Source organism: Kitasatospora sp. NPDC127035, assembly GCF_042726075.1.
Taxonomy (GTDB): domain Bacteria; phylum Actinomycetota; class Actinomycetes; order Streptomycetales; family Streptomycetaceae; genus Kitasatospora.
This window is the reverse complement of record NZ_JBHXDN010000010.1, coordinates 85,637-107,166: the sequence shown is the minus strand read 5'-3', so window position 1 is coordinate 107,166 and position 21,530 is coordinate 85,637. Positions and strand designations below refer to the sequence as shown.

Sequence of the window (21,530 nt, the reverse complement as noted above, 5' to 3'; positions counted from 1 at the left end):
GGTGAGGCCCCAGGGAGCGGTAGGGGAAGGGACCCCCGCATACCAGGGCCGTCCGTCGCGGGCCTCAGCGGCCGGCGTCGGAGGCGCGGGTCATGATCTCCAGGTTGTGGCCGCTGGGGTCCTCGAAGTAGGCGCCGCGCCCGCCGTACCAGTCGTTGGTGCGGCCGGCGTGGCGGTGGAACGGGTCGGCCCAGAAGGTGAGCCCGCGGGCCCTGACCCGGTCGAGGATCTCGTCGAACTCCGTGTCGTCGACCAGGAAGGCGTAGTGCCCGGTGGTGATCGGGCCGTCGACCCGCATGACGTCGAGCGCGACGTCGTTGCTGAGCCGGACGATCTGGAAGGGCTCGCTGTAGACCGGGTCGGCGAGGCCCAGGATGTCGGCGAGGAAGCGCGCGGACTCCTTGTCGTCGCGCGCCGGAACGATCGTGTGGTTCAGCTGAACGGCCATGGAACGCTTCCCTCCGGGTGGTTCTGGACGTGCCACCGAGCGTAGGACTTCAAGTCCGCTTCACCTCAAGCATGTCGTAAACTACACGATGTAGTGCACTGCAAGGAGGTTATTCCGATGGTCGAACAGACCGCGACGGCACCGGTTTCGGCCACGCCGGCCACGCCGGACGCCACGGCGGCCCAGGCCGCCCCGGCGACACCGGCCACTCAGGCCGCTCAGGCCGCTCAGGCCGCCGGTCACCGCGGCATGCCGGAGAAGCGGGTGGCCATCGCCCGCGCCGCGCGCACCGTGTTCGGCCGGGAGGGCTTCACCCGCACCAGCGTGGACGCCATCGCCGCCGAGGCCGGCGTCTCCAAGCGGACCATCTACAACCACTTCGCCGACAAGGAGCAGCTGTTCCAGTCGGTGATCCTGGAGGGCGCCTCCACGGTGGCCGCCACCCAGGCGAAGATCGCCGACCGCCACCTTCGGAAGATCGTCGACCTGCGCGGCGACCTGATCGACTTCGGCCTGGACCGGGTCGGGTCGCTGACCACCTTCGCCGAGCACTGGGCCCTGGTCCGGACGATCGAGGCCGAGGCCCTGCACATCCGCCCGGCCGTCCTGGAGGCCTGGCAGGAAGCCGGGCCCCGCGAGACGCACCGGGTGCTCACCCACTGGATGACCGAGTTCGCCGACCGCGGGCTGCTGCTGGTGCCGGACCCGGACGAGGCGGCCCGCCACCTCAACCTGCTGACCTTCATCGCCGTCGCCCAACCCACCTTCTACGGTGCGATCCCGATGCCGGCGGAACGGATCGCCGAGGTCGTGGCGAGCGGGGTGACGGCGTTCCTCAAGGTGTACCGCGCCACCGGAGCGACCACGTGACCGGACGGACCACGCCGACCGCTCGACCGCTCGACCGCTTCACCAGCACGTGAGCACGTGACCGCTTGACCGTTTGACCGCTTGACCGTTTGACCGCTTGACCGTCGAAGCCGCCAGGGGGGCCGCGCAGATGGAACTGACCGTCGTCGACGTCGTACCGGGAACGCCTGCGCTGACCCGCGACGTCGCACCGCTGATCGGCGCCCTGCGGCCGGCGCTCGGCCCGGACGGGTTCGTCGCGTTCGCCACCGAGGCGCACGGCCAGGGGCTGGTGTTCACGGCCGCGTACGACGCCCGCGGGCGCTGTCTGGCGGTGGCCGCGCACCGGGTGCTGGCCACCAGCCGGGGGCGGCTGTTCTTCGTCGACGACCTGGTGACCGCGCCCGAGGCCCGGTCGACCGGGGTCGGCGGGCGGCTCTTCGCGGTCCTCCGGGAGCGGGCCCGGGCCGCCGGCTGCGTGCGGATCGAGCTGGACTCGGGCACGGCCAACCACGGCGCGCACCGCTTCTACCACGCGCACCGGATGGCCGTGACCGCCCTGCACTTCGGCCTGGAGGTGTAGCCCGGCGGGTCGCGGCACAGGTGGCGGGGCAGGTCACGAGCCGCCCCGACCCGACCCGCCCCGACCCGCGTGCGCCGGGAGCGTACCGGGGCCGCCACCCGCCGCCCGACCGGCCGGCCGCTGATCTGTCAGGTCCACCACCGGACTTGACGGACCCGCCGGGCGACCTTTGACCCTCCCGCACGCCGCCGCCCAGGATTCCGGCCATGGGAGAAAACACCGCAGAAATCGCGCCCCTTTTCGCATCCCGCGCCGAGCTCCGGATTTCCGCCGGACCGGCCGAGGTCTATTCGGTGATCAGCGACCTCCCGCGCAGCGGCGAGTGGAGCCCGGAATGCCAGGGCGGCAGCTGGATCTCCGGCGAGCCCGGAGCGGTCGGTTCGGTGTTCCGCGGCGAGAACCTGCGCAGCCCGGACGTGGTCTCCTGGGCGCCGGTGGTCCGCGGCACCTGGTTCACCCACGCCGAGGTGCTCGCGGCCGACCCGGGCCGGACCTTCCGCTGGGCCATGCGGGACAGCGGCGGACGGGCCCAGGACAGCGTCTGGGCCTTCGACATCGAGGCCGACGGCGACGGCAGCCTGCTGGTGCACCACTTCAGGATGGGCACCGCCACCGAGGGGATCCGCGGGATCACCGCGGAGATGGACGCGGACGCGAAGCGTCGGTTCTTCGCCGAGTGGGGCGAGAAGGTGGCCGGGGACCTCGGCGTGACCCTGGAGCGGATCAAGCAGGTCGTCGAGAAGGGCTGACGGAGCCCGGGTGCCGTTCGCGGCACATCCCGGCCGCCGACCCGACCGCCCGTCCCCGACACCCCGCCCGGTCGCTCACGGCAGCCTTCCCGGCCGCCTCCCCAGACCCCTCCCGGCCGCCTTCCCGGCCGTCTCCGGCCTCCGTGTGTCTGTGCACACCTCTGAACAGCGCTTGAAATGCCTTTCGATCCCCCCCTGAAAGAAAACCCGAAACCCACGAGAGGGCGGAACGGTGCTACTTCAGCGCATTGCCAACCGGGGCATCCGGCTGGGCACGCTCTTCGAGCGGGCCGCCGTCCGGAACGGCGCGAACGTGGTGATCCTCGACCACGACCTCGACATCGCCCCCGACCTGGGGCGGCGGGCCACCGTCGCCGAGATCGCCGACCTGGTCGACGACTTCGCGTCCCGGCTCTGGGCCGCCGGGGTCCGCCCGGGCCGCCGGGTGGTGGTCTACAAGTCGAACAGCTTCGACATCACCCTGCTCGCCTGCGCGGTGGCACGGACCGGCGGCGTCCCGGTGCTGCTGTCCCCGAAGCTGGACGGCGAGACCGTCGCCGAACTGATCCGCCGCACCGACGAGCCATTCCTCGTCACCGACCAGGAGAAGCTCGAACAGGAGCTGCCGGCCGAGGTGTTCGGACTGGCGCACACCGTCCTGCTGACCAAGGGCGGCCACCCCGACGGGATCGGGCTGGCCGGGCTGGCCGGCTCGCCCCGGATCGCGCCGGTGACCATGCCGCCGGAGCACCCGACGCTGATCACCCACACCTCCGGCACCACCGGTACGCCCAAGCTGGCCGTCCACACCGGCCGGACCCTGGAGGCCCGGTACCGCCCGCAGGCGACCGTCGTCCGGCCGCTGGTCCCCGGCCGCGAGACGATCGCGATGCACGTCTCCTTCGTCCACTCGCGGCTGATCACCGCCCTGGCGATCTCGCTGTTCCGCGGCTTCCCGATCCTGGTGCTGGCCGATTCGGACCCCCGGCACGTCGGCGACCTGTTCGCCCGGCTGCGGCCGGGGATCCTGGAGGCGCACCCCAACTCCTTCATGGAGTGGGAGGAGCTGGCCGAGGACCCGCGCCGCCCGCTGGCCAACGTCAAGCTGTTCTCCTCCACCTTCGACGCCATCCACCCGCGCACCGTGCAGACCATGCTGAACGCCTCGGCGCGCCGCGCCCCGGTGTTCGGCCAGCTGTACGGGCAGAGCGAGGTCGGTCCCGCGGTGGTCCGGTCCTTCTCGAAGCGGCGCGGCCCGGACGCGGACGGCCGGTGCGTGGGCATGCCGTTCCCGGGCTTCACCGACGTCCGGGTGGTCAGCCGGAACGGCGCGCCGCCGTCGGCCGAGAACCCGGGGTTCATCGAGGTGCGCAGCGACGGCCGGATCGTCACCTACCTCGGTGAGCAGGAGCGGTACGACAAGCAGGTCAACGACGGCTGGTGGCGGATGGGTGACGTCGGCTACCGCACCCGGTGGGGCTGTGTGCACCTGCTGGACCGCGAGGTCGACGTGATCGAGGGCTTCGGCTCCACCCTGGCGGCCGAGGACACCCTCTTCGCCCGGCTGGCCGACCTGGCCGAGGTGGTCATCATCCCCGGGCCGGACGGGCGGCCGGTCCCGGTCGTCTGCACCAAGGACGACCGCCCGCTCGACCGCACCGCCTGGCGGGCCGCGGCGGCGGGCCTGCCCCCGATGGCCGACCCGGTGCAGTGGAAGCTCGGCGAGCTGCCCGCCACCGCCACGACCAAGATCAAGCGGCTGGAGCTGGCCCGCCGGCTGGCAGCCGCCGAGGACGGCGGGGCGGGCCGATGAGCGCGCTCCCCGAGCGGGACGGGCGACCCCCGGCCGCGCCCCCCGACACGCTCCCCGGCGCCCCGGCGACCGTCGTCGTGGTCGGCGGCGGGATCGGCGGCCTGGCCACCGCCCTGGCGGTCAGCCGGGCCGGCCACCGGGCCGTCGTCCTGGAACGGGCCCCCGAGTTCGCCGAGATCGGGGCCGGCATCCAGATCGCCCCCAACGGCATCCTCGCGCTGGAGCGGCTCGGCCTCGGCGACGCCGTCCGGGCGGCCGGTGTCCACATGGCCGAACTCCGCTTCATGGACGGCGTGACCGGCGAGCACGTCACCAGCCTGACGCTCACCGAGCGCTACCGGCGGCGGTTCGGCAACCCGTACGTGGTGGTGCACCGCGCCGAACTGCACGGGCTGCTGCTGAAGGCCTGCCTGGCCGACGCGCGGATCGACCTGCGCGCCGCGACCGCCGTCACCGGCTACCGGCAGGACGGGCGCGGCGCCACGGCCCTGCTGGCCGGCGGCGGGACGGTCGCCGGGGACGCGCTGATCGGGGCGGACGGCATCCACTCGGCGGTCCGTGCCCAGCTGGTCGGCGACGGCGAGCCGAGGATCTCCGGGATCACCGTCTACCGGGCGATCGTCCCGATGGAGCGGGTGCCCGAGGAGCTGCGGCTGCCCACCTCGGTGACCTGGTGGGCGGGTCCGCACTGCCACTTCGTCCACTACCCGATCGCGGGCGGCGCCTTCCTCAACCTCGCCGCCTCCCGGGACAACGGCGCGACCGAGGCGATCGCCGGCGTGGCGGTCGGCGAGGAGCTGGTCCACGCCCAGCTGGCCGGTCTCACCGCGCCGGCCGCCCGCCGGCTGCTGGCCCTCGGCGAGGGCTGGCGCTCCTGGGTGCTGGTGGACCGCGACCCGGTGGACGGCTGGACCGACGGGCGGGTCGCGCTGCTCGGCGACGCCGCCCACCCGATGCTGCACTACGCGGCGCAGGGCGCCTGCCAGGCGCTGGAGGATGCCGTCCTGCTCGGCGAGTTGATGGTCCAGACCACCGAACTCACGGACACGCTCGAACGGTTCGCCGCCGAACGGCACGCCCGCACGGCGGCGATCCAGCGCGCGGCCCGCGAATCGGTCCGGCTCTGGCACCCGGCCGGGGAGGACGCGACGGCCCGAAACAAGCTGCTCGGCGGCCTCTCCGAGGACGAACTGCACGAGCACGTGGCCTGGATGCACGACATCCGGCCCTTTCCATCAATGGATCATCACAACTACGATGGCGAGCCGTGGGCATGATCGATCGCCATCTCCAGATCTGCGTCATCGGCGCAGGTCCGCGCGGCCTCTCGGTACTGGAGAGGCTCTGCGCCAACGAACGGAAGTCACCGGCCGGGTGCGCCGTCACCGTGCACGTCGTCGACCCTGCGGCGCCGGGGGCGGGCCGGGTCTGGCGCACCGACCAGTCCCGGCACCTGCTGATGAACACGGTCGCCTCGCAGATCACCGTCTACACGGACGACAGCGTCCGGGTGGAGGGGCCGATCGAACCCGGTCCGAGCCTCTACGAGTGGGCCACGTCCCTCTCCAAGGGCGAGCATCCGGGCGGGTACGACGAGCGGACCCTGGCCGAGGCCGCCGACCTCGGCCCCAACACCTACCCCACCCGGGCCTTCTACGGGCAGTACCTGAACGACGCCTTCCTCGCCGTGGTGGCCGGCGCCCCGCCGTCCATGACCATCCGCGTCCACCGCTCCCGGGCGGTCGCGATGGCCGACGCGCACGGCGTTCCCGGCGGGCCGCAGGGCGTCCGGCTGGAGGACGGCACCCGGCTCAACAAGCTGGACGCCATCGTGCTCGCCCAGGGGCACGTGTCGGCCCGGCTCACGCCCCGCGAGGCCCGCACCGCCAGCCTCGCGCGGATCCACCACCTGACCTACGTCACCCCCACCAACCCGGCCGACGTCCAGGTGGCCGTCCGGCCCGGTCAGACCGTGCTGCTGCGCGGCCTGGGCCTCAACTTCTTCGACCACATGGCGCTCTTCACCCTCGGCCGGGGCGGCCGCTTCGAACGGGTCGGCACCGGCCCCGCCGACGAACGCCGGCCGGGCGACGGGCAGCCGGAAGGCAGGCTGGTGTACCGGGCGTCCGGCACCGAGCCCCGGCTCTACGCCACCTCCCGGCGCGGCATCCCGTACCACGCGCGCGGCGAGAACGAGAAGGGCGCGTACGGCCGCTACCTGCCCCGGCTGCTCACCCCCGAGGTGATCGCCGAGCTCCGCGGACGCGCCCGCCGGGGCGAGCCCGCCCGGTTCGCCACCGACCTGTGGCCGCTGATCTCGCGCGAGGTGGAGTCCGTCTACTACGGCGCCCTGCTCACCGCGAGGGGGCGCGGCGCCGAGCGCGAGGAGTTCACCGACCGGTTCCTGACCACCGACGACCCGGCCGGGCTGCTCGACGCCCACGGTGTCGAGGAGTCCGGGCGGTGGAGCTGGGAGCGCCTCTCCCGGCCCTACGCCGGACGCGAGTTCGCCGACCGCGCGGAGTTCCGCGACTGGCTGCTCGACTACCTGCGCCAGGACGTCGCCGAGGCCCGGGCCGGCAACCTGAGCGGCCCGCTCAAGGCCGCCCTGGACGTGCTGCGCGACCTGCGCAACGAGGTCCGGCTCGCGGTCGACCACAGCGGCCTGGAGGGCAGCTCGCACCGCGACGACCTGGAGGGCTGGTACACCCCGCTGAACGCCTTCCTCTCGATCGGCCCGCCGACCGAGCGGATCGAGCAGCTGATCGCCCTGGTCGAGGCCGGGGTGCTGGAACTGCTCGGCCCGGGCACCGAGATCCGCATCGACCCGGTGGACCCGGCCTTCACGGCGCACTCCGCCACCGTGCCGGGGGAGCCGGTCCGGGCCTCCGTGCTGATCGAGGCCCGGCTGCCCGAACCCGACCTGCGGCGCACCGACGATCCGCTGCTGCGGCACCTGCTGGAGACCGAGCAGTGCACCACGTACCGGATCGACGGGGAGCACGGGAACGGCTACGAGACCGGCGGCCTCGCCGTCACCGAGCGGCCCTACCGGCTGCTGGACGCCCGCGGACGGGCGCACCCGCGCCGGTTCGCGTACGGCATACCGACCGAGTCGGTGCACTGGGTGACCGCCGCGGGCATCCGCCCCGGCGTCGACTCGGTGACCCTCGGCGACTCGGACGCGATCGCCCGCGCGGTGCTGGCCCTGCCGCTGGTGTCCGAGGTGCCGGCCGAGGTGCGGCCCCAACCGGCCGAGACCGACCTGAGAGGCGTCGTGATATGACGGACAGCCACCTTCCGCCGCAGGAATCCGCGGCGAACGGGACCGGACCGCAGGAGACCGGACCGCACGGAACCGGACCGCAGGGGACCGGCGCGGAGGCCGACCAGGACTCCGGACTGCTCTCCCCCGTCCGCGCCGGCACCCCGGTCGAGCGGGCCGTCGGCGACCGGGCCTGGCTCCAGGCCATGCTGGACGCCGAGGCCGCGCTGGCCCGCGCCCAGGCGGGGCTCGGCACCGTCCCCGTCCCGGCCGCCGCCGCGATCACCGTGGCGGCCCGGGCCGAACGGTTCGACCTCCGGGCGCTGGCCCTGGCCTCCCGGGAGACCGCCAACCCCGTCGTCGGGCTGGTCCAGGCGCTGACCCGGGTGGTCGCCGCCGAGGACCCGGCCGCCGCCGAGTACGTGCACCGCGGTTCGACCAGCCAGGACATCTTCGACACCGGCGCGATGCTGGTGGCGGCCCGGGCGCTGCGGCTGGTCCGGGCCGACCTGGACCGCACCGCCCGGGCGCTCGCCGCGCTGGCCGCCGAGCACCGGGACACCGTGCTGGCCGGACGCACCCTGGCCCTCCAGGCGGTGCCGACCACCTTCGGCCTCAAGGCTGCCGGCTGGCGCCAGCTGGTGCTGGACGCCGACCGGCGGCTGGCGGCCGTCCTGGCGGACGGTCTGCCCGTCTCCCTCGGCGGCGCCGCCGGCACGCTGGCCGGCTACCTGGAGTACGCCCGGCTGGACGGCCCGGACCCGGACGTCGACGCCGGTGCGTACCTCGACCGGCTGGTGGACGCGTTCGCCGCGGAGACCGGGCTGGCCCGCCCGGTGCTGCCCTGGCACGCGCTGCGCACCCCGATGGCCGACCTGGCCGCCGCCCTGGCCTTCACCGCCGGCGCGCTGGGCAAGATCGCGGTGGACGTGCAGTCGCTGACCCGGACCGAGGTCGGCGAGGTGGTCGAGCCGGCCGCGGCAGGCCGCGGAGCCTCCTCCGCGATGCCGCACAAACGCAACCCGGTACTGGCCACCCTGCTGCGCAGCGCCGCGCTCCAGGTGCCGGTGCTGGCCGCCGGGCTGACCCAGTGCCTGGTGACCGAGGACGAGCGCTCCGGCGGCGCCTGGCACGCCGAGTGGCTCCTGCTGCGCGAGTGCCTGCGGCTGGCCGGCGGGGCCGCGCACACCTCGGTGGAGCTGGCCGAGGGGCTGCTCGTCCGGCCGGAGCGGATGCGGGCCAACCTCGGGCTCACCGGCGGGCAGCTGGTCTCCGAGCGGATCGCGGCCCGGCTGGCGCCGAAGCTCGGCAAGGCGGTGGCCAAGCAACTGCTCACCGAGGTCTCCCTGACGGCGGACCGGGAGGGCCGTGCGCTGGCCGACGTCCTCGTCGAACAGGCCGAACTGGCAGGCAGGTTCACCCCGGCGGAGATCGCCGAGCTGTGCGACCCGGCCGGCTACACCGGCGCGGCCGGCGCGCTGGTCGACCGGGCGGTCGGTTCCTGACCTCCCGCGACCGCACGGGAAGGCCCCCCGCTCCCGGGGGGCCTTCCCGTGCCCGCGTCCGCGTCGTCCCGCGGCCGCCCGGTACCCCGACTGCCCGGTGCCGTGACTGCCCGGTACCGCGACTGCCCGGTACCGCGTCAGCCGGGCTCAGTCCCGGATGACGGTCTTGGTCCGCATCAGGAACTCCCCCAGGTAGCCGTCGTGCGGCACCCCCGGCCGGAGCCAGTACGTCGGGTGGTCACCCCGGTAGACGTTGCTGATGCTCGGCTCCCGGAGCAGCCGGTCGAACAGCGCGTCGTCCCGGGTGATCGCGGTGAGCACCAGGGAGTTGCGCAGCGGCGCGACGCCCGCCTCCTGGCTCCACGGCGCCACCCAGACGCAGGGGAAGGCGAGCTCGATGCCCGCCTGCTCGGCGTCGGGCCGGTCCAGCTGGTGCACGGCGGGCCGCAGCACCGCGCTGCCGTCGCCGAGTTCGGCGACCACGCCGTCCCCGCCGAGCCAGGCCCGGGTGCCGGCCGCGCGGCGCAGCAGGAACGCCTCGATCGCCCGGGCCTCCGCCACCGGCTGCACGGAGAGCACCGCCTTCTCGTCCTCCGGCGGCAGGCTGGGGATGACGGCCAGCCGCTCGGCGATCGCCCGGGCGAGCGGCGCCGGGTCGCCCTCGATCAGGACGGCGGTGGCGTTGATGCAGGCGACGCCGCCCTGGTGGCTGATCGAGTCGACGATGGTGTCCAGGTGCGCGCGCCAGTCGGTGTCCGCGGTGACCAGGATCTTGGAACGGCCGGGGCCCTGCGGCAGGACGGTGCTGCCCGCGTACTTGCGGACCACCTCGTCGCCGCCGTAGACCATGCCGAGGTCGGCGCCGTTCAGGATCTCGTCGGCCGCCTCGTGGTCGGTGGGCAGCAGCATCACCTGGTCGGCGCCGAAGCCGGCCAGCCGCAGGGCGGTGACCAGCCGGTGCGGGGTGAGCGGCTCGCGCCGGGAGGGCCGGACGGCGACCCGGTAGCCGAGTGCCAGTGCCTCCAGCCAGAGTCCGTGCGGGCCCGGGTGGTTGCCGGCCGCGTGGACGGCGAAGACGTCGCCGCGCCTGGTCCAGACGGCGCTGCCGTCGAGGGTGGCGCCGTCCCGCCAGTCGCTCACCGAGCCGACCGGCTGGGCCCGGTGGGCGGCCCAGCCGGCCTTCCCGGCCGAGTCGGCGATGGACCGGACGGCGTCGCGCACGACGCCGATCGGCACCCCGGAGACCCGGGCCACGGCCCGCTGGTAGCCGGGGAGGTCGAGGCCGTCGATGGTCGCCTCGGTGAAGATCCGCCCGGCCCGGGCCAGCGCGGCGAACCGCTCGGCGGCCGGCAGGGACTCGGCGGCGTGCAGCGCCCGCATCGCCCGGGTGACGAACAGCCTCGGTACGAGGCTGAGTTCGGCGAACGGCGCACCGGTGACGTCGGCGACGACGGTCCGCCGGCGGGCCCGGAAGGGCTCGCCGGGGCCGAGCGCGTCCAGTTGCAGGAGCCCGGCGGGCTCCGGAGGCACGTCCGCCCCGTGGGGCCCCGGCTCCCGGGACCCGGCGGGCTGCAGCGGTCCGGCCATCAGTAGACCCCCTCGATCACGGTCTCGTTGTCGAACTCCCGGACCGGGGCGATGTCCGCCACCGAGTCGCCGAGCTGCCCGGGCAGCGGGGCGATCCTGGTGCCGAGGTCACGCTCCAGGTTGTTGGGCATCAGCAGGCTCTTGGAGACGTGGTGCATGACCACCTGGCCGCGTTCGCCGAAGTCGACCGTCCGGCCGGTCTCCGGGTCGATCACGCCGAAGCTCATGTACGGCGAGTACGGGTCGTAGACGCAGGGGTCGTCGTCGGTCAGCCCGTGCCGCTCGCTGGCGTTGCCGAGGATCATGGTCGAGCCGTAGCCGCTGTAGAGCACGGCGTCGGGGAAGATCTCGGTGCGGTACAGGTGGCGGGTGTCCGGGTCCATCTGGGTGCCGACCCAGTTGATCGCCCGGACCTTCTCGCCCACGAGCTTGGCGAGGCCGTCCCGGCGGGCGATCCGCTCCAGGACGGGCGGGGTGCACATCAGCACCCCGACGTCCTGGGTCTCCAGCAGGTAGGCGACCTGGTCGACGATGTGCTCGGCGTACGCGCCGGCCTCGGCGGCCCTGCCGTCGGAGATCAGCTTCTTCACCCAGCGCGGGTCGAGGTCGACGGTGAACGAGAGGCCGCCCCGGTAGGCGGTCTGGGCCTTGATGACGTCACCGACCATGTGCGGGCCGGTGGGCGCGACGACCAGCCAGTTGACGCCCTGCGGCACGCCGTGGCCGTCGAGCTGGGCGCTGGACCAGCCGAGCAGCCGGTCCAGCCAGTCGCGCAGCAGCACGATCCGCTTGGGCGCGCCGGTGGTGCCGCCGCTCTCGTAGACGCCGAGCACGTCGGGGCGGTCGCCGTAGCCGCGCGGGACGAGGTCCTCGACACGGGCGGTGCGCAGTTCGTTGGCGAGGTTGGGGAACTTCGCGAGGTCGGCGTGGGTGCGGACCTCGGTGAGCGGGTCGAAGCCGAGGGAGCCGGCCCTGGACAGCCAGAACGGGGAGCCGGTCGCGGGCGAGAAGTGCCAGCGCATGGCGGCGCGCAGGTACTCCTCGGGGTCGGGCACGGCGTCGAACGGGAGGTCCAGCACCGGGTCGGCGGCGGGATCGTCGACAGGAGACACAGCGGTCCTTCCAGGGGTGGGGTTCAGCGGTCGGTGCCGGGCGGGTTGTCGATGGCGTAGCGCCAGCGGCCGTCGGCGCCGCGCCGGGCGACGTCGGTGGCGGTGCCCTCGGACCGGAACGGCCCGTCCGGCCCCTCGCCCTCGATCAGGTAGTCGCCGATCAGCAGGGCGAGGTCGCCGTTCTCGTAGCAGTGCCGGAGGGTGATCCGGATCGGCAGGCCGAGGGCGAGGAAGCGGCCGGTCGCGGCGCGCCGGTCGTCGCCGGTCAGCGGGGTGCCGGGCCGGTCGACGAGGACCGCGCCGGGCTCGAAGAGCTCCTCGACGGCCGCCCGGTCGCCGGTGTTGAAGGCCGCGACGAAGGCGGCCGGCAACCGCGCCGGATCGGTGGGCGCCGGGTGCACCGGCTGCGCCGGTCGCCCGGTCGCGGTGCGGGGTTCGCTGGTGGTCATGGCGGTCATCCCGTCTGGACGCCGGCGGTGACGCCGCCGCCCGGCTGGTCGGGCAGCCGGTCCAGGCTGAACCCGAAGTGGGTCTTGTACGCCTCCAGGACGGCGGCGTCGCCGACGAACTCCTCGGTGGAGCGGTCGCTGCCGGCGACCGTGGAGAGCTGGTTGCCCTTGAGGGTGATCCGGCCGTCCTCGGTCCGCAGCGAGCAGAACACGTCCTGCAGGAAGGGGGATTCGGGCGCGGTGCGGTACCACCAGAGGGTCGGCCGGAAGTCCTCGATGCGGACCGGGCGGTCCTCCAGGCGGTACAGCGGCTTGCCGTTGAGCAGGACGTCGAAGCCGCCGCCCTCGACGTCGGCGAGCTGGAAGTCGCCGTCCGGGTCGTGCTGGACCTCGCGGGAGGCCAGCCGGAGCGGGCGCCGGCTGTTGCGGCCGAAGCCGGTGTCGACGAGCCACTGCTCGCCGTCGACGGTGACCCGCAGGGCCAGGTGGCACAGGGCCGCGCCGAGCGTGCCGCCGGGCCGGTGGACCCGGCCGGGGAGGATCTCGACCTGGTAGCCGAGGGCGGTGAGCAGGAACGAGAGGGCCGGGTTGACCTCGTAGCAGCCGCCGCCGCGGCGCTGGCGGACGATCTTGTCGAGGACCTGCTCGTCCATGTGGATCGGCTCGTCGAGGTGGTAGCCGAGGTTCTCGAACGGCACGGACAGCACGTGCCGCTCCTGGATGCGGGTGAGCGCGTCGAGGTCGGCCCGCTCGGGCCGTTCGGCGCCGATCCGGGCGAGGTACGCGTCCACCATGGCGTCGTCCAGCACGGTGATCTCCTTGTCGGTCGTTCGGTCGAACCGGGTGGGAAGGTGCGGGCGGTACGGACGGGGGGTGCTGGGGGGGAGAGCGGGGGCCGGCCCGGGCCGGGGCCGTCACCAGCGCAGCAGGGCGAGGCCGATCGCCATGCCGCCGCCGAAGCCGGCCAGCAGCACCAGGTCCCCGGGGGCGAACCGGCCGGCCCGGGCGGCCCGGTCGAGGGTGACGGCGATCGAGGCCGAGCCGGTGTTGCCGTACTCCTCGACCGTGGTGCACGTCCGTCCGACGGGGATGCCGAGCCGGTCGGCCAGGTCGGCGAGCAGCAGCCCGTTGGCCTGGTGCGGGACGAAGCCCGCCAGGTCCCCGGGGGTGACCCCGGCGTCGGCCAGGAAGGACCGGACCGCCTCCGGGAGCCGGGTCTCGACGAACTCGCGCACGCCGCGGCCGTCCATCCGGAACCAGTGCAGGCCCTGGGCGAGGGTGTCGGCGCTGGCGGGCAGCCGGCTGCCCCCGGCCGGGACGCCGATCAGTCCGCGGTCGGCGCCGAACCCGGCCAGCCGCCCGGCGAGCAGGCCCCGGCCGGGTGCCGGGGCCGGGCCGAGCACCACCGCGCCGGCGCCGTCGCCGAACAGCACCGCGGTCCGGCGGTCGGTGGGGTCGAGGATCCGCGAGTAGACGTCGGTGCCGACCACCAGCGCGTAGCCGGGGGCGGCGTCGCCGAGCATCCGTTCGGCGGCGGTGAGGGCGAAGACGAAGCCGCTGCAGACCGCGTTGACGTCGAAGGCCGCGGTGCCGGGGGCGGCGCCGAGCCGGTCGGCGACCACGCTGGCGGTCGGCGGCTGCGGGGAGTCGGGGGTGGAGGTGGCGACCATGATCAGCGCGAGGTCGGCCGGGTCCACCCCGGCGTCCGCCAGCGCCGCCCGGCCGGCCGCCACCGCGAGGTCGCTGGCGGCCTGGTCGGGCCCGGCGCGGCGGCGCCGGACGATTCCGGTCTTCCGGGCGATCCATTCCCCGGTGACACCGGCCGGGGCGGCGGCCTCGGAATTGCTCACCACCCGGGCCGGCAGGTACGAGCCGGTTCCCAGGACGGCGACTCCCGTGTGCGTGCGACCCTTCCCGGGAATTCCCGTCGTTATCATCCTTGTCCCCTCGATCGGATCGGACACCGGGCTCCGACGCATCGTCAGGCGCCGGGAATGGACGGGCCGTAGGAGCCGGTACCGGCCCGCAGGACGGACCCCGGATCGGCCGGGGCGGACGGATCGGACGGGGCGGCCGGGCCGCCCAGCACGTGGGCGATCAGGTCGCCGATGATCCGCACGCCGTCGCGGGTGAGCACCGACTCGGCGTGGAACTGCACCGAGGCGAAGTGCGGGCCGCGCAGCGCGTGCACCTCCCCGGTGGCGGCGTCCCGGGCGACCCGGACGGCGCCGCCGGGCACGGTGAACGCCCCCTCCGGCCCCGTTCCCCCGGTCCAGGAGGCGGCGAAGGTGTTGTAGAAGCCGACCCGCTCACCGGCGCCGAAGAGGTCGATCTCCCGCTGGACGCCCTGGTTGGGCGTCTCCCGGCGGACCAGCGGCAGCCCGAGTTCCGCGCAGAGCACCTGGTGGCTCAGGCAGACCGCCAGGAACGGCCGCCGCTCGGCGAGGAACTCCTTCACCCGGGAGCGGAGATGGGCGATCTTCGGGTGGGCGGTGTCCCGCGGGTCGCCGGGCCCGGGGCCCAGCACCACCAGGTCGACCCCGTCCGGCGCGTACGGCCGGTCGAACCGCCGGACGTCGACGTCGAGGCCGAGCGCCCGCAACTGGTGGTCGATCATCGCGGTGAAGGTGTCCTCGGCGTCCACCACCAGCACCCGGCGGCCGGCCAGCTCGGCGCGGGCGAAGGACCGCTCGACGGAGCGCTCGAAGGACCCCTCGCCGTCGTCGGCGAGCCAGAACCCGGCCAGCGTGCGGTTACGCCCGGCCAGCGCCTGCCGGACGCTCGGATGCGCGCCGAACCGGCCCCGGCCGCCGTCCTCCAGCGCGGCGAGCAGCCCGGCCGCCTTGGCCCTGGTCTCGGCCACCTCGGAGTCCGGGTCGGAGTGGCGGACCAGTGTCGCGCCGACGCCGATCCGCAGCCGGCCGGCCGCGTCGATGTCGGCGGTGCGGATCAGGATGCCCGAGTCCAACGCCCGCGCGCCCTCCGCGTCACGGCCGATCAGGGCGACCACTCCGCTGTAGTAACCCCGGCCCCCCGGTTCGTACTTGGCGATCACCCGGGCGGCGGACTCCAGCGGGCTCCCGGTCACCGTCGGCGCGAACAGCGTCTCGCGCAGCACCTCGCGCGGGTCCCGGTCGGTCCGGCCCTCGATGAAGTACTCGGTGTGCGCGAGCCGGGCCATCTCCTTCAGGTACGGGCCGACCACCCGGCCGCCCGTCGTGCAGATCCGGGCCATCATCTTGAGCTCCTCGTCGACCACCATGAAGAGCTCCTCGGCCTCCTTGCGGTCGGCCAGGAAGTCCATCAGGCCGTCGAGGTCGGGGCCCCGCTCCGGGTACCGGTAGGTGCCGCTGATCGGGTTCATCACCGCCCGCCCGCCGTGCACGCTGATGTGTCGCTCGGGGGTGGCGCCGACCAGCGTCCGCTCCCCGGTGTGCACCGCGAAGGTCCAGTAGGCGCCGGTCTCCCGCTGGAGCAGCCGGCGGAACAGGGTGAGTGCGGCGGCCGGGGTGTAGCCGGTGATCTCGGCGACGAACGAGCGCTTGACCACGAAGTTGGCGCCCGTCCCCTCGCCGATCTCCTCGCCGATCACCCTGCGGACGGTCTCCGCGTACTCCTCGTCGTCGGCGTCGAAACGACCGCCGGCCAGCGTGATCGGCACGTCGGGGAGGCGGGCGAACAGTTCGGCGAGCGGCAGGACGGCCTGCTCGGTGACGGTCAGCGCGAGCAGTGGGGTGCCGTCGTCGGGCGCCTCGAAGCCGCGCTCGGCGATCTGCCGGTAGGGGACCAGCGCCAGCACTTCGTGGCGCTTCCCCGCAGTCTCCCCGGCCCCGGCCGGTCCGGCGCGGCGGGCGGGGTCGGCGGGGTCGGCGGGGTCGGCGGGGTCGGCGGGGTCGGCGGGCAGCGGGAGGTCCGCCAGGGTGGCCGGTTCGGAGACCTCGCCGACCAGCAGGTCGACCAGGCCCGGCCCGGTCGCCTCCGGGCGGTGCAGCAGCGCGAAGGCCGGCGGGTGCTCGGCCAGCACCCGGTCCAGCAGCTCGCTCATCGGGTCACCGCCCCGGCCGTCGACGGGTCCGGGCTCGACGGGTCCGGGCTCGACGGGTCCACGGAGGCCCGGTCCGCGGACGACGGGCCACCCGTCACCGAGTCCCCGGTCACCGCATCCGCGGTCAGCACCACGGCGCAGCGCCGGGCCGCGTACTCCAGGGCCATCCGGTGGTCCTCGGCCGTGAAGTCGGCCACCGCGTCGGCCACCAGGAAGGTCTGGATGTCGTTGGTGAACGCCTCGACGGCCGTCATCAGCACCCCGACGTGCGCGTACACGCCGCAGAGCACCAGCTGGTCCCGGCCGGCGGCCCGCAGCCGCGCCAGCAGGTCGTTGTTGAAGAAGGCGCTGTACCGCCACTTGGTGACCAGCCAGTCGGCCGGTCCCGGGGCGAGCCGGTCGACGATCTCCCGGTCCGCGGGGGCGGCCTGCATCCCCGGGCCCCAGAAGTCGGCCAGCAGGCCGCGCTGTTCGGGGGTCATGCCGCCCGGCTGCGCGGTGTAGGCCACCGGCACGTCGTGCGCGCGGGCCCAGTCCCGGAGCCGGACGGCGTTGGCGAGCAGCGGGCCGTCCTCGCCGAACGGCGCGAGGAAGTAGCGCTGCATGTCGTGCACGAGCAGGACCGCGCGGTCCGGATCGAGCGTCCAGCCGGCCGTGTTGGCGGGCAGGTCGGCCGCGGTGGGCAGCGGGTAGGGGGCGATCGCCGGGAGGCCCGGCCGCCGCGCCGGAGTGGGGAGGCCATTACGCACCGAGCCCGGCACCCCCGTCCACCGTGAGGTCGTGCAGGGTGATGTGGCCGGCCTCGTCGGAGAGCAGGAAGACGACGGCGTGCGCGACGTCCTCCGGCTCGGCGAGCTTGCCGAGCGGGATGCCGACCCGGTACGCGTCCGGCCGGCCCTCCAGGGTGCCGGCACGGCCGCTCTCGTCGTGCCACATGGAGCTGAGCATCGGGGTGTCGGTGGAGCCCGGCGCCACCAGGTTGCAGCGGATGCCGTACCGGGCGACCTCCAGGCCGAGGCTCTTGGTGAAGAGGGTCGCCGCGGCCTTGGAGGCCGCGTAGGCGGCCATCTCGCTGCGCGGGGTGGTGGCGGCGTTGGAGGCCACCGTGACGATCGCGCCGCTCCGGCGCGGGATCATCCGGTTGACCACGGCGCGGGAGACCCGGAAGACGCCGTCGGCGTTGACCGAGAAGGTGCTGTGCCAGTCCTCGTCGGTGAAGTCGCGGACCTCGCCGAGCCGGAGCACACCGGCGGTGTTGACCAGGTAGTCGAGCGGGCCGAGCCGCCGTTCGGCGGTGTCGACGGCCTCCTCGACGGAGGCGCTGTCGGTGACGTCGGCGGGGATCGCCACGACGGTGAGGCCCTCGGCGGTCAGTTTGCCGGCCAGCTCGGCGAGTCGACCGGCGTCCCGGTCGACGGCGGCGACGAGGACGCCGCGAGCGGCCAGGGCCCGGGCCACGGCGGCGCCGATGCCGCCGGCCGCGCCGGTGATGAGTGCCACCTTGTTCTGCATGTGCCAGACCTCCCTGGGGTCGGCCCGGGGGTGCGGGCCGGCAGTGTGGGTTGGGGGTTGTGCACGGTCGGACGGGACGGACCCGGGTCGGGTCCGCACCGGATCGGGTGGTGCGGGACAGCTGCTGCGGAACAGCTGCGGGGCAGGTCGTTCGGGACAGGTGGTGCCGGACAGTGGTGCGGGGCGGGCGGGTCGTACGGGGCGGGCCGGAAGGAACGGGGCGGGGCCCGTTGCCGTGCCCGGGTCAGGCCCGCCAGGCGGACATCACGGCGATGGCCTGGCCGGGGTTGAGCCGCGGATCGCAGAAGCTCGTGTACTTGTCACCGACCCGGCCGAGCCCGGTCTCGTCGTCGGCGCACTCGGTGACGTCGTCGGGCGTGGTCTCCAGGTGCAGGCCCCCGGCGGTGCCGCCCTCGGCACGGACCGCCTGCTGGAAGGCCTCGACCTCGCGGACGACGGTCTCCACCAGACGGGTCTTGAGGCCGTCGGGCCGGCTGACCGTGTTGCCGTGCATCGGGTCGGTCAGCCAGACCACCGGGTGGCCGGCGGCCCGCACGGCCCGGACCAGCCCGGGGAGGACCCCGGCGACGCGGTCGGCGCCCAGCCGGGCGATCAGGGTGAGCCGGCCGGGTTCGCGGCCGGGGTCGAGCAGGGCGCAGAGCCGGAGCAGCTCGTCCGGGGTCGTGGTCGGGCCGACCTTGCAGCCGACCGGGTTGACCACCCGGGCGAGCAGCGCGACGTGGGCGCCGTCGGGCTGGCGCGTGCGTTCGCCGATCCACGGGAAGTGCGTGGAGGCGAGCAGCGGCCGGCCCTCGTCGTCCCGGCGGAGCAGCGGCAGTTCGTAGTCGAGCAGCAGCGCCTCGTGGCTGGTCCATACCGGAGGGCAGGCCGCGGAGGGTTCGCCGGGGGCGAGCCGGCCGAGGTGGACCATGGTCTGCCGGGCGGCATCGTAGCCGGTCAGCAGGCGGCGCGGGTCCGGGGTGCGCTGGGCCGGGTCGGGCTCCGGGCCGTTGACCATGTGGCCCCGGTAGACGGGTAGTTCGACGCCGTCGCAGAGTTCGGTGGGGTGCGAGCGGGGCTTGGCGAACTGGCCCGCGATCCGGCCGATCCGGACCACCGGACGGTGGGTGGTGATCTTCAGGAGGCCGGCCAGCGCGTCCAGCAGACCGGCCTTGCGGGCGACGTCCCCCGCGGTGCACTCCTGGGGGTCCTCGGCGCAGTCCCCGGCCTGGAGCACCTGTGCACGGCCCTCGGCGACCTGGCCGAGCAGGGCACGCAGCCGGTGCACGTCGGCGGCCGACACGAGGGCGGGCCTTTCGGCCAACTCCTCTTTGACAGAATCGAGTTCGACGGAATTCGGCCAGTCCGGCTGCTGTCTTGCGGGGCGGCCGGCGAGCTGGCCCACGAGCAGGTTGTCCACTGACATCTCCATCACGGGTTGGGGGCCGGCCTGCGGCAGGCAACTGCGGCAGGCCCTCGGCCCTAGGGCGTGTCGAGGCCCCGGACCACACCGGCGACCCGGACCACGCGCCGGGCCTGGTACTCGACCGCGGCGATGTTCTCCTCGTGGACCTGTCCGGGCACGTTCCGGGAGACCGCGCTGGCGCCGTAGGGGTTGCCGTTGTTGGGCCGGAACAGCACCGGGTCGGTGGATCCGGTGGCCAGGATCAGCGAGCCCCAGTGGCAGAACGCGTTGTGCAGCGCGAGGATCGTGGTCTCGTGGCCGCCGCGCGGCGCCGAGCCCGAGGTGAACGCCGAGACGGCCTTGTCGGCCAGCCCGCCCGGGATCGACAGCGGCGCGGTGGAGTCGATGAACCGCAGGACCGGCGCGGCCGGCAGGCCGAACCGCACCGGGCTCCCGATCAGGATGCCGTCCGCCCACGCCAGGTCCGCGAGGTCGACCACGGGGACGTCCGCGGTGCGTTCCCGCAGCTCCCGCGCGGCGTCCTCGGTCCCGGGCACGTAGGTGTCGTCGGGCAGGTCCGCGATCCGGCGCAGCCGCACCTCGGCACCGGCCTTCTCGGCGGCGGAGGCCGCCGCCTCGGCCAGCCTGGCGACATTTCCGGTCGACGAGTAGTAGACGACGGCAATGGTGGTCATGACGGCGAACTCCTCAGGGACGGGGACGCGTTCAGCTGATCCTTGACGGTGGACAGCAGCTCGGCCAACGGAGTTACCGGCACTTCGTCAGGTGGCGTCGCACTCCGTCGAATACTCATCAGATGTCCCGTTCGACCCGACCTGACATTGACCGGAGCAGTCACTTTTCCGGGCACGAATTGCTCCCTATCCTCGGTGCCCGGCACCGTTTTCGGGCCGCCGCAGAGCCGAGGAGCAGTGATCCCGCAGTGAAGAAACCGCCGGCCGCCCCACCCCGTCGACGAGACCTGCGGCCGCTGATCGCCGAAGGCGTCTCCCCCTGGCTGGACGGGATCCACCGCGGCCTGGCCACCTCGGGCCTGCTCGGCCGGCTGATCGACGAGACCGGACTGCGCGGCGCCACCACCAACCCCGCGCTGCTGGCCGGACGACTGCGCCGGGACCCGGTCTACGGCGAGCAGTTGGCCCGGCTGGCCGGGCACGACGTGTCCCCGGAGGGCTCGGTGTGGGCCGCGTCGGTGCAGGACCTGCGGCTGGTCTGCGACCAGTTCCTGGACGTCTTCCGCACCGCCCACGGTCACGACGGCCTGGTCTCGGCGGACCTCGACCCGAGGCTGGCGCACGATCCGGCGGCGACCACCGCCGAGGCCGTCGAGCTGGCCCGCGCGGTGGACCGGCCCAATCTGCTGGTGAAGATCCCGGCCACCCCCGAGGGCCTGGGCGCGATCCGCGACTGCGTCGGTCTCGGCCTCGGCGTGCACGCGACCGGGCTGTTCTCGGTGCACCGCTACGGGCAGGTCGTGGACGCCTACTTCGACGGGCTGGAGCAGGCGCTGGCGGCCGGCCGGCCGCTGGCGGCGATCGCCTCGGTGGCCTCGCTGCCGGTCGGCCGGGTCGACCTGGAGATCGACCGCAGGCTGACCGCGATCGGCACCCAGGACGCCCTCGCCCTGCGCGGCCTGACCGCCCAGGCGGCGGCCCGACTGATGTACCGGGCGTACGAGGAGCGGCTCGGCGACGGCCGCTGGCGCACCCTGCGCGCCTCCGGCGCCCGGCCGCAGCGCCTGCTGTGGACCGACGCCGCACTGGCCGGCGCCGCCGCCGCGCAGGCCCGGTACGTGGCCGGCCTGGTCTCCTGGGGCACCGCGCACGCGATGACCCGCCCGGTGCTGGACGAGGCCGTCCGCAAGCTCCGCCTCGACGGCGACACCCTGATGGGCCGGCACGAGGCGGCCCAGGCGGTGCTCGACCGGCTGGGACGGCTCGGCATCGACTACTGCGCGGTGGTGCGACGGCTGGAGGAGGAGAGCGTCCCGCGGCTGGTCGACCACTGGCTCCGCCTGCACGCCTCGGCCGCCACCCGGCTGGCCCGCCCGGCCGACCTGCCGGGAGACAGCGAACCCGCCCGACTCCGTGGCAGTTGAGGATCTTTGACGAACCATCACCCTGTCGGCGCCGGGAGCGCCCGAACCCGCACCGGTGGCCCGGCGACCGGCCCGGACCTGTGCTTGAC

General features: G+C 74.4%; 19 protein-coding genes. 8 read left to right on the top strand and 11 right to left on the bottom strand.

Going from position 1 to position 21,530, the window contains the following annotated elements; translation table 11 throughout:
• Window positions 1–64 precede the first annotated feature (64 nt).
• Window positions 65–448, bottom strand: a complete 384-nt coding sequence (locus ACFWIC_RS09190; protein ID WP_329949113.1) for a VOC family protein — start codon at window positions 446–448, stop codon at window positions 65–67.
• 117 nt (window positions 449–565) lie between these two features.
• On the opposite strand from ACFWIC_RS09190, the gene ACFWIC_RS09185 reads away from it, so the two are divergent.
• From ACFWIC_RS09185 to pcaB, 7 genes are all read left to right on the top strand, one after another.
• Complete coding sequence (locus tag ACFWIC_RS09185; RefSeq protein ID WP_380517224.1) at window positions 566–1,318, top strand: TetR/AcrR family transcriptional regulator; 753 nt, start codon at window positions 566–568, stop codon at window positions 1,316–1,318.
• Window positions 1,319–1,448: 130 nt separating this feature from the next.
• Window positions 1,449–1,880, top strand: a complete 432-nt coding sequence (locus tag ACFWIC_RS09180; protein ID WP_380355355.1) for a GNAT family N-acetyltransferase — start codon at window positions 1,449–1,451, stop codon at window positions 1,878–1,880.
• Between the two features lie 206 nt (window positions 1,881–2,086).
• Complete coding sequence (locus ACFWIC_RS09175) at window positions 2,087–2,629, top strand: SRPBCC family protein (protein WP_380355347.1); 543 nt, start codon at window positions 2,087–2,089, stop codon at window positions 2,627–2,629.
• 232 nt (window positions 2,630–2,861) lie between these two features.
• Window positions 2,862–4,442 (top strand): class I adenylate-forming enzyme family protein, encoded by a 1,581-nt coding sequence (locus ACFWIC_RS09170; RefSeq protein WP_329949110.1) that lies wholly within the window; start codon window positions 2,862–2,864, stop codon window positions 4,440–4,442.
• Window positions 4,439–5,719 (top strand): FAD-dependent monooxygenase, encoded by a 1,281-nt coding sequence (locus ACFWIC_RS09165; protein ID WP_380355345.1) that lies wholly within the window; start codon window positions 4,439–4,441, stop codon window positions 5,717–5,719. The genes ACFWIC_RS09170 and ACFWIC_RS09165 overlap by 4 nt, the downstream gene beginning before the upstream one ends.
• Window positions 5,716–7,728 (top strand): FAD/NAD(P)-binding protein, encoded by a 2,013-nt coding sequence (locus tag ACFWIC_RS09160; protein ID WP_380355352.1) that lies wholly within the window; start codon window positions 5,716–5,718, stop codon window positions 7,726–7,728. Before ACFWIC_RS09165 ends, ACFWIC_RS09160 begins: the two co-directional genes overlap by 4 nt.
• Window positions 7,725–9,212, top strand: coding sequence for a 3-carboxy-cis,cis-muconate cycloisomerase (gene pcaB / locus ACFWIC_RS09155; RefSeq protein ID WP_380517221.1), 1,488 nt, complete (start codon window positions 7,725–7,727; stop codon window positions 9,210–9,212). Before ACFWIC_RS09160 ends, pcaB begins: the two co-directional genes overlap by 4 nt.
• Window positions 9,213–9,359: 147 nt before the next feature.
• Here the strand turns inward: pcaB and ACFWIC_RS09150 are convergent, their stop codons facing one another.
• The 10 genes from ACFWIC_RS09150 to ACFWIC_RS09105 form a co-directional block, all read right to left on the bottom strand.
• The gene (locus ACFWIC_RS09150) at window positions 9,360–10,742 is read right to left on the bottom strand and encodes an aldehyde dehydrogenase family protein (protein WP_380517218.1); all 1,383 of its coding nucleotides are present in this window, start codon (window positions 10,740–10,742) and stop codon (window positions 9,360–9,362) included.
• A gap of 56 nt (window positions 10,743–10,798) precedes the next feature.
• The gene (locus ACFWIC_RS09145; protein ID WP_329884539.1) at window positions 10,799–11,911 is read right to left on the bottom strand and encodes a phenazine antibiotic biosynthesis protein; all 1,113 of its coding nucleotides are present in this window, start codon (window positions 11,909–11,911) and stop codon (window positions 10,799–10,801) included.
• 23 nt (window positions 11,912–11,934) lie between these two features.
• Complete coding sequence (locus ACFWIC_RS09140) at window positions 11,935–12,360, bottom strand: DUF4440 domain-containing protein (protein WP_329949106.1); 426 nt, start codon at window positions 12,358–12,360, stop codon at window positions 11,935–11,937.
• Window positions 12,361–12,365: 5 nt separating this feature from the next.
• Window positions 12,366–13,169, bottom strand: a complete 804-nt coding sequence (locus ACFWIC_RS09135) for an arylamine N-acetyltransferase (protein ID WP_329949105.1) — start codon at window positions 13,167–13,169, stop codon at window positions 12,366–12,368.
• A gap of 105 nt (window positions 13,170–13,274) precedes the next feature.
• Window positions 13,275–14,297, bottom strand: coding sequence for a 3-oxoacyl-ACP synthase III family protein (locus tag ACFWIC_RS09130; RefSeq protein ID WP_380355336.1), 1,023 nt, complete (start codon window positions 14,295–14,297; stop codon window positions 13,275–13,277).
• A gap of 44 nt (window positions 14,298–14,341) precedes the next feature.
• Complete coding sequence (locus tag ACFWIC_RS09125) at window positions 14,342–16,405, bottom strand: anthranilate synthase family protein (protein ID WP_380517214.1); 2,064 nt, start codon at window positions 16,403–16,405, stop codon at window positions 14,342–14,344.
• Complete coding sequence (locus ACFWIC_RS09120) at window positions 16,402–17,154, bottom strand: isochorismatase family protein (RefSeq protein WP_380517211.1); 753 nt, start codon at window positions 17,152–17,154, stop codon at window positions 16,402–16,404. The genes ACFWIC_RS09125 and ACFWIC_RS09120 overlap by 4 nt, the downstream gene beginning before the upstream one ends.
• Complete coding sequence (locus ACFWIC_RS09115; protein ID WP_380517208.1) at window positions 17,147–17,917, bottom strand: 2,3-dihydro-2,3-dihydroxybenzoate dehydrogenase; 771 nt, start codon at window positions 17,915–17,917, stop codon at window positions 17,147–17,149. Before ACFWIC_RS09115 ends, ACFWIC_RS09120 begins: the two co-directional genes overlap by 8 nt.
• A gap of 244 nt (window positions 17,918–18,161) precedes the next feature.
• A complete protein-coding gene (locus tag ACFWIC_RS09110; protein WP_380517205.1) occupies window positions 18,162–19,343 on the bottom strand; it encodes a 3-deoxy-7-phosphoheptulonate synthase in 1,182 nt (393 codons plus the stop codon).
• Between the two features lie 56 nt (window positions 19,344–19,399).
• Window positions 19,400–20,017 (bottom strand): NAD(P)H-dependent oxidoreductase, encoded by a 618-nt coding sequence (locus ACFWIC_RS09105; protein WP_329949100.1) that lies wholly within the window; start codon window positions 20,015–20,017, stop codon window positions 19,400–19,402.
• A gap of 248 nt (window positions 20,018–20,265) precedes the next feature.
• On the opposite strand from ACFWIC_RS09105, the gene ACFWIC_RS09100 reads away from it, so the two are divergent.
• Entirely contained in the window at window positions 20,266–21,441 is a 1,176-nt protein-coding gene (locus tag ACFWIC_RS09100) for a transaldolase family protein (RefSeq protein ID WP_329884557.1), read from the top strand.
• Window positions 21,442–21,530 lie beyond the last annotated feature (89 nt).